Origin of the sequence: Pseudomonas brassicae (genome assembly GCF_010671725.1) — a bacterium.
Classification (GTDB): domain Bacteria; phylum Pseudomonadota; class Gammaproteobacteria; order Pseudomonadales; family Pseudomonadaceae; genus Aquipseudomonas; species Aquipseudomonas brassicae.
In genome coordinates, this window is the sequence record NZ_JAAHBU010000315.1 from 1 (window position 1) to 7,789 (window position 7,789).

A 7,789-nucleotide genomic window follows, 5' to 3' on the forward strand; every position below is an offset into this window, starting at 1 on the left:
CGCTGTAGCGCGGCACGCGCCGCCGGGGTGGCGCGCGGCAAATACGCCAGCAGGTCGAGCAGGTTCAGCCCCACGCGAGGTCGCGCAGCGCACTGCCGCTATCCTGCCGGTCTGGGTCAGGCGCGGCAGGTGCTGCATCAGGCGGTCGAGCATCTGCACGCCCAGGCGCCGGTGTTCGGCCAGGGTCGCCGGGCGGGTCATGCCGACGATGTCGTGCCAGCTGAAGCGGGTCAGGCGCTTGGCCGCCAGCTCCACGCCGAACGGGCGCACCACCAGGGTCCAGATGAAGGCGAACAGCAGGCCCACGGGACCGGCCAGGTTGGCGTTGGCAAAGGCCAGGAAGTCGGCGTCGTAGGCGCCCTGGATACTGATGAACGAGGCGGTGTTGACGATGGTCAGCAAGGTGCCCAGGTAGAAGCGTGGCTGTACCGTGAGGGTGCCGACGCAGATGAATGGCAGCGCGAACGCCAGCACCAGCATCGGGAAGTCGTGCAGGTTGGGCAGTACCAGGAACAGGTAGAGGCTGGCAAAGATCACCGACAGCGTGGTCCAGAAAAAGAACCGGTAGATTTGCGGCGCCGGGTCATCCATGGCGGCGAAAAAGCTGCACGCTACGGCGGCCAGGATCACCGCGCTGGCACCATCCGGCCAGCCGAGCAGGATCCACAGCGCGGTCGCGGCGAGGATCGCGGTGAACGTGGAAAACACCGAATAGAACATCAGCCCACGGTCGAAGAATGGCGTCAGCCGCCCGAGGCGCCAATGCCGGTACACCGCACGCCAGGGCGACAGGTCTTCGCGGCGGATGGCGTGCTGCAGGCTGCAGCAGTCCTGCCACAGGTCGATCCATTCGCCCAGCCGGTACAGCGCGTTGGACAGCAACAGGCCGGCACGCTCGTCGAGGTCGGCAACGCTCGGCTGCAAGCGTTCGAGCTGGTCGCGCAGGGCGCTCCAGCGCGCTACCGAGGCGTCTTCGGCGCTGGCCTGCAACCAGTCGCGCGCCTGCGCCAGCACATCCTGCAACTGCGCCGCCTGGGCCGGTGCGCGGCGTTCGAGGGCGAGCAGGGCATCATCCAGCGCGTCGATCACCGGGAACAGGTGGATCATGCGCCCGCGCAGTTCACCGGCGTTCTTGACCGTCTGCGGCCGTGCGCCTTCGTGGGCCAGCTGGCCGATCATCATCTCCAGCGAATTGAACGTGGTGACCATCGAGGCGCGCAGGCTGCCGACCGTGTCGCGGGCGGTCTGACGGGCCAGGAACGTATCGCAATAGCGGATCGCTTCGGCGAACCAGCTGCCCGTGGCGCCCACCAGCACCGGGGTCAGCCGGCGCGGCCAGAAGATGGCCCCTACGACGGCTGCGCAGACGATGCCCAGGCAAATCTCCTGCGCCCGCGATGACGCGATGTCGAACACCGCCAGCGGGTTGTCCACCACCGGCAGGGCGATCATCGGCAGGGTGTAGCCGGCCAGCATCAGGGCATAGCTGTTGGCAGTGCGCAGGTGCAGCGAGAGAAACAGCAGGGTGCCGGTCCACAGGGCTATGGCGCACGTCAGCAAAACCGGAGTCTGCACCAGCAGCGGCACCAGCAACACCGCACCGGCGGCGCCCAGCAGGGTGCCCAGGGCGCGGTACAGGGCCTTGGCGCTGGTGGGGCCGACGAACGGGCTGGAGACGATGTAGACCGTGGCCATCGCCCAGTAAGGGCGCGGCAGTTGCATCAAAAGGGCGATGTACAGGGCGATCATCGACGCGGCAAACGTGCGCACGCCGTAGAACCAGTCCCGCGCCGGCGGCAGGGAGCTGAAGAAGCCCTTCACGGAGCCGCCAGCGTGCCGCTGCGGGTGTTCGGTTGCAGTGCATCGAGAGTCAAGGGCATGGATCAGAATTCATAGTTTGCTAACTATCAATGTTCTTCGATGCACGCCCCGGGCGTCAATAGCCGCTTAGCGCTGCTGCTGGTCTTCGCGCTTGAGGGTCAGGGCACGCGCGCTGCCCAGGGTGATGGCCTGGTCGCGCCAGAACAGATAGCGCAATGGATTGCCCGCCACGCTGAAGTGCAGCGCGAGTTCTTCGGCTGCGGGCATCACCCCGGCAGCGGCGGCCAGTTCCAGCCAGTACACCGCCGCCTTGTCATCCGCCTGCACCTGCTGGCCATGCAGCAGGCGGTAGCCGATTTCAAAGCGGCAGCGCGCATCGCCGCGCTGGGCGCCGCGCAGAAACCAGTCATAGGCCTGTTGCAGGTCGACCTGCCAGGCTTGCAGGTGGGTGTCGCAGATTTCTTCCTCGAACAGGTCGCCCAGCGCGGCGGCGGCTTCGTCCAGCCCGCGTTCGAAGGCGTGCCGGTAACAGTCGGCGGCGCGGGCATAGGCCACTGCAACGCCCTTGCCGAAGTAGTGCTGCTGGCCCAGGTTGAACCAGGCCACCGCACTGCCCTGCAGCGCGGCCATGCGCAACAGGTGGCCCGCCAGCGAAGGCTCGGCACGCCAGTACTTGCCATTGAGCCAGATCCAGCCCAGGTCATTGAGCGCCGCCACACTGCCCTCCAGGGCCTGCCGGCGCAGGTCGGCATAGACCGCTTGCAGGTCGACCGCCTCGTCCAGGCGGTTGACCAGGCTGAAGCTGTCGCCCAGCACTGCGCGCTGCGCCGGCATGCCCACACCGGCGTAGTGACGCTGGCTCTGCCCGCCAGGGTCGGGGACGACCTGCTCGGGCAGCAACCGCGCGAGCAGTGGGTAGATATTGCTGGCAGGTGACATGTTCATCCTCATTGAACCGCCCACGGTACAGCGAGTGGGGACGATGAGGCGTGATTCTGCGCAGCAGCACGACAAAACCTGTCGCGCACGATTCGAACCAGGCAATTCAACGGGCTCGTCCCTGACAGTATGGGTCAATGGCTAATTGCCATGCGACAACACTGCCGCCATGCTATTGGGGCAAGCCTAGACAAGGACGTTATCTTTTGCCCTCCGCCACCACGCGCGCCACGCTCAGCCGTCAATGGGAGCTGCTGCGCCAGCTGCCCAGCCGTTCCCCGGGTGCCACCAGCGCCGCACTCGCGATGCGCCTGCGCGATGCCGGTTTCACGATCAGCAAGCGCACCATCGAGCGCGACCTCAACGAGCTGTCGCTGATCTTCCCGCTGGAACGCAACGACAAGAGCATCCCGTTCGGATGGCACTGGTCGCCGGCAGTGCAACGCCTGCGCCAGCTGGAATTGCGCGAAGCGGGAGGCGACGGCCTGGCCGAGTTCGACCTGCACGGCTACTTGTGCAGCGATGTGTCATGCGTGGACGGCCACGACCGCATCCACCTGCAGGCATGGGTCAGCGATGGCCTGGCACGCCAGGTGCGCGAGGCGCCGTTGAGCGCCGACATGCGCCTGACCGCGCTGGAGCGCGGCCACCGCCTGCACGCCAGCCTCAACGACAGCGTGCAATTGCGCAGCTGGCTGTTGAGCCAGGCAGAGGCACTGATCATCGAACACCCCGTGCTGCTGCGCGAGCAGATCGCCCAGCGCCTGCGCGAGGCGGCGGCGCAGTACAGCGAGGGCTGATTCAGCGCTGCATGCCCCAGCGCCGCACGGTGACCCGCTCAAGGGTATTGAACACCAGGCTCTCCACCAGCAGGCCGATCAGGATCACCACCGCCAGGCCGGCGAAGACCTTGTCGGTGTACAGCTCGTTGCGGTTCTGGAAGATATACCAGCCCAACCCGCCCTTGCCGCTGGTGGCACCGAACACCAGTTCGGCGGCGATCAGGGTGCGCCAGGCAAACGCCCAGCCGATCTTGAGGCCCGACAGGATCGACGGCAGCGCCGCCGGAATCAGAATGTAGACCACCAGGCGCAGGCCGCGCAGGCCGTAGTTGCGCCCGGCCATGCGCAAGGTCTCGGACACGCCCATGAAGCCGGCATAGGTGTTCAGCGCCAGCGCCCACAGCACCGAATGCACCAGCACGAAGATCAGGCTGTTGTCGCCCAGGCCGAACCACAGCAGCGCCAGCGGTAGCAGGGCGATGGCGGGCAAGGGGTTGAACATCGAGGTCAGGCTGCTGAGCAGGTCGCGGCCGATCTGGGTCGATACCGCCAGGCTGGTCAGGCCGAAGGCCAGCACAATGCCCAGCAGGTAACCCTTGAGCAGCACCACCAGCGAGACGCCGACCTTGGCCGGCAATTCGCCGCTGAGCAGCCCGTCGTAAAGCGCGGCGGCGGTTTGCACAAAGCTGGGCAGCAGCAGGTCGTTGCCCTGATAACGCGCGACGGCCTCCCAGGCAGCGCCAGCAGCACCAGGATCAGGCTCTTGCGCAGCCAGCCGTGCTGCCACAGGCGCTGGCCCAGCGGCAGCTCGCGTTCCAGCGGCACACTGAGCAGCGGTTGAAGGGTGACTTCGTACTCCTGACGCGCAGCCGGTGCAGAGGTGGTCATGGGTGAGGCTCCCGCTCAGTAGGCGATGCGAATGTCGGTGAAGTCGAGCGCAGCGTCCTGCTCGGGCGTGGCACCCTCCTCGAACAGCAGGCGGTGGATGCGCCGGGCACTGGCCTGGAAGTCGGCAGCGCCGAGGCTGTGCAGGTCGTACTGGTGGCTGTGGATCTCGGCGCGCACACGCCCCGGGTGCGGCGACAGCAAAAGGATGCGATTGCCGACGACCAGCGCCTCTTCGATGGAATGGGTGACGAACAGCAGGGTGAAACGCACCTCTTCCCAGAGCAGCAGCAGTTCCTCCTGCATCTTGCGCCGGGTCAGGGCGTCGAGTGCGGCGAAGGGTTCGTCCATCAGCAGGATCTTGGGTTGCATGGCCAGCGCCCGGGCGATTGCCACGCGGGCTTTCATGCCGCCCGACAGGGTGTGCGGATAGGCATCGGCGAAGGCCGCCAGGCCGACCTTGTCCAAGTAATGCAGAGCACGCTGTTGAGCCTCGGCACGCTTGAGGGTGCCGGACGCCAGCAGCGGGAACATCACGTTCTGCTTGACGGTTTTCCACGGCGGCAGCTGGTCGAACTCCTGGAACACCACGATGCGGTCTGGCCCCGGCCCGCGCACCGGCTGGCCTTGCAGGCGGATCGTGCCTTCGCGCGGTTCGATGAAGCCGGCAACCGCCTTGAGCAAGGTGGACTTGCCGCACCCGGACGGCCCGAGCAGGACGAAGCGGTCAGCCTGGTCGACATCGAAACTGACTTGGTGGGTGGCCCGCACCACGCGCTGGGCGGTGCGGTATTCGAGGCTGAGGTGGTCCACCTGCAACACAGGCGGCGCACTAACGCTGCTCAGGTTGCTGGCCGTGTGGCCTTGCAAACGGGCGTTCATCGCATCAGCTCCCCTGCAGCGGTTTTTCATCCTGGAAGAAGTAGTCCTTCCACGACTCGGGCTTGTGCTTGATCGCCCCGACCCGGTACATGAAGTCGGCCAGCGGATAGGTATTTTTCGGGGTGACGCTGAATTCGTACTGCGGGTTGTCGATGATTTTGAGCAAGGCGGCGCGGTCGATCTTGGCCTTGGTCACGCGAATGTAGGTATCGGCCGCAGCGCCCTTGTCGTGCTGGGCGAAGTCGGCCGCCTCGGCCAGGGCATCGACGAACGCCTTGTAGGTCTTGGGGTTGTCGTTGCGAAATTTCTCGGTGGCGAACAGCACGGTGGGCGAGTTGGGCCCCAGCAGTTCGTAGGTGTCGAGCACCACGTGCACGTCCTTGTTGGCCAGCACCTGGTCCTGGAATGGCGGGTTGGAGAAGTGCGCGTTGAGCTCGGTGCCGCCCGCGAGCAAGGCAGCGCTGGCGTCGGGGTGCGGGACCGCCAGGGTGTACTTGTCCAGGCGCGCATATTCCTTGTCGCCCCATTGCTTGGCTGCGGCGTACTGCAGGAAGCGCGATTGCACCGAGACGCCCACCGCCGGCAGGGCGATGCGGTCTTTTTCGGTGAAGTCGGCGATGGTCTTGACCTTGGGGTTGTTGCTGACCAGGTAGTACGGGAAGTTGCCCAGCGAGGCCACAGCCTTGACGTTCTGCCGGCCATGGGTACGGTCCCAGATGGTCAGCAGCGGGCCGACCCCGGCGCCGGCAATGTCGATGGAACCAGACAGCAGCGCGTCGTTGACCGCTGAGCCGCCGGAGAGCTGCGTCCAGTCGACCTTGATGTCGATGCCCTGCGCCTTGCCGTGCTTCTCGATCAGGTGCTGGTCGCGCACCACGTTGAGCAGCAGGTAGACAATGCCGAACTGCTCGGCAATACGGATTTCGCCTTCGGCCTGAGCCACGGCGGGGGCAATGAGGCTGCCGGCGAGCAGGCTGACGCCCAGGCCGATGCTGGCCGCCAGGCGGCTGATTGAGTTGCGCATGCGGTACTCCTCGAGACGAATCAGAACGGGGCGTCGCCCTGGATAGTGGTGCGGTACAGCTTGCGGCGCAGGTGCGCAGGCAGCCGGCGGCCAGGTGGATCAGCGAGCGGTTGTCCCAGAACACCAGGTCATGGGGCTGCCATTGATGGCGGTAGATGTTGTGGTCGAGCACGCTGTGGGCATACAGCTCGGCAAGGATCTGGCGGCTTTCGTCCTCGGGCAGGCCGACGATGCGGGTGGTGAAGCCTTCGCTGACGAACAGCGCCTTGCGCCCGTTTTCGGGGTGGGTGCGTACTACCGGGTGGATGACTTCCTGCACCTGGGCCAGTTGCTCGGCGGTGAGCGTGGGGCGCCAGTTGCCTTCGAATTTGGTTTCGCTGTAGCGCGCGGTGTACGAGTGCGCGGCACTGCGCCCCTGGACTGCCGTGCGCAGGTGCGCGGGCAGCTCGTCCCAGGCCTGGTGCAGGTCGGCGAACAGGGTGTCGCCGCCTTCGCTGGGCAGCTCCTGGGCGTGCAGCATCGAACCCAGGCTCGGCAGTTCCTTGTACGACAGGTCCGAGTGCCAGAACTTGCCCGCATCGCCCAGGCCGATGTTCTGGCCGTTTTCGACAATGTTGGAGACGATCAGGATTTCTGGATGACCGGCGAGCAGGAACTGCTTGAGCACATGAATCTGCAGCACGCCGAAGCGGCGACTGAAATCGACCTGCTGCTGCGGGCTGATGCGCTGCTCGCGAAACACCACCACGTGGTGCTCCAGGTGCGCACGGTGAATGCGCGCAAAGTCGGCCACGTTGACGGGCCGGGCCAGGTCCAGGCCGATGATCTCGGCACCCACGGCGCCGGCGAAAGGACGGATCTCGAAGCTTTGAGGTTGGGCGCTGTCGTTGTGCGACAAGGCGCCAGAGGCTGCTGGCATGACTCTTCACTCCCACGCTGTGCGTGCGCCGCTGGATCGGTAACTACGCGTGGAATCGACTATAAGTGCATAAGAAAAATAATTTAAATACCTTTAGAGAATAAGCATAGAGAAGGTTTTTACGCGGTGCTGACCTATGCTGCTGAGGCCACAACGGACAGACTTTCACGAGGGAAACGCCATGTTTTATGTGCAACGTGATGCTCAAGGTGAGTTGGTACGGCTGGAGTCGACGCCATTCGCCGAGGAAAACGAAGCGCTGCCCAATGACTCGCCCGAGGCCCAGGCGTGGTTTGCGAAGAAGCTGCAACAGAGCGACCTGGACATGATCCGGGTGCTGGAGGACCTGATCGAGGTGCTGACCAGCAAGGGCGTGATCAGCATCACCGACTTGCCGACACGGGCCCAGGCCAAGCTGCTCAGCCGCTCCAGTGCGCGGCAGACCATGGGCGGGCTGAACAAACTGATCGATGAGAGCGAGGAGCGGCCGCTGATCTAGGTTTCTGGGGGCCCTTCGCTGGCAAGCCAGCTCCCACA

At 65.4% G+C, this 7,789-nt stretch carries 5 protein-coding genes and 3 pseudogenes; 2 read left to right on the forward strand and 6 right to left on the reverse strand.

Going from position 1 to position 7,789, the window contains the following annotated elements; all coding sequences use genetic code 11:
* Together G3436_RS19910 and G3436_RS19915 are read right to left on the reverse strand one after the other, a co-directional pair.
* Window positions 1-1,821, reverse strand: a pseudogene (locus tag G3436_RS19910) (FUSC family protein); the annotation flags it as partial.
* Window positions 1,822-1,947: 126 nt separating this feature from the next.
* A complete protein-coding gene (locus tag G3436_RS19915; RefSeq protein WP_163948502.1) occupies window positions 1,948-2,760 on the reverse strand; it encodes a tetratricopeptide repeat protein in 813 nt (270 codons plus the stop codon).
* Window positions 2,761-2,966: 206 nt separating this feature from the next.
* Between G3436_RS19915 and G3436_RS19920 the strand changes: the two genes are divergently transcribed.
* Complete coding sequence (locus G3436_RS19920) at window positions 2,967-3,560, forward strand: WCX domain-containing protein (protein WP_163948506.1); 594 nt, start codon at window positions 2,967-2,969, stop codon at window positions 3,558-3,560.
* 1 nt (window position 3,561) lies between these two features.
* Here the strand turns inward: G3436_RS19920 and G3436_RS19925 are convergent.
* From G3436_RS19925 to G3436_RS19940, 4 genes and pseudogenes are all read right to left on the reverse strand, one after another.
* Window positions 3,562-4,430, reverse strand: a pseudogene (locus tag G3436_RS19925) (ABC transporter permease).
* A gap of 15 nt (window positions 4,431-4,445) precedes the next feature.
* The gene (locus G3436_RS19930; protein ID WP_163948508.1) at window positions 4,446-5,309 is read right to left on the reverse strand and encodes an ABC transporter ATP-binding protein; all 864 of its coding nucleotides are present in this window, start codon (window positions 5,307-5,309) and stop codon (window positions 4,446-4,448) included.
* Between the two features lie 4 nt (window positions 5,310-5,313).
* Window positions 5,314-6,333: an ABC transporter substrate-binding protein gene (locus G3436_RS19935; RefSeq protein WP_163948511.1), complete on the reverse strand. Its 1,020-nt coding sequence runs from the start codon at window positions 6,331-6,333 to the stop codon at window positions 5,314-5,316.
* A gap of 20 nt (window positions 6,334-6,353) precedes the next feature.
* A pseudogene (locus tag G3436_RS19940) lies at window positions 6,354-7,252 on the reverse strand (TauD/TfdA dioxygenase family protein).
* Between the two features lie 181 nt (window positions 7,253-7,433).
* Between G3436_RS19940 and G3436_RS19945 the strand changes: the two are divergent.
* The gene (locus G3436_RS19945) at window positions 7,434-7,751 is read left to right on the forward strand and encodes a tryptophan synthase subunit beta (RefSeq protein WP_163948514.1); all 318 of its coding nucleotides are present in this window, start codon (window positions 7,434-7,436) and stop codon (window positions 7,749-7,751) included.
* Window positions 7,752-7,789: the final 38 nt, after the last annotated feature.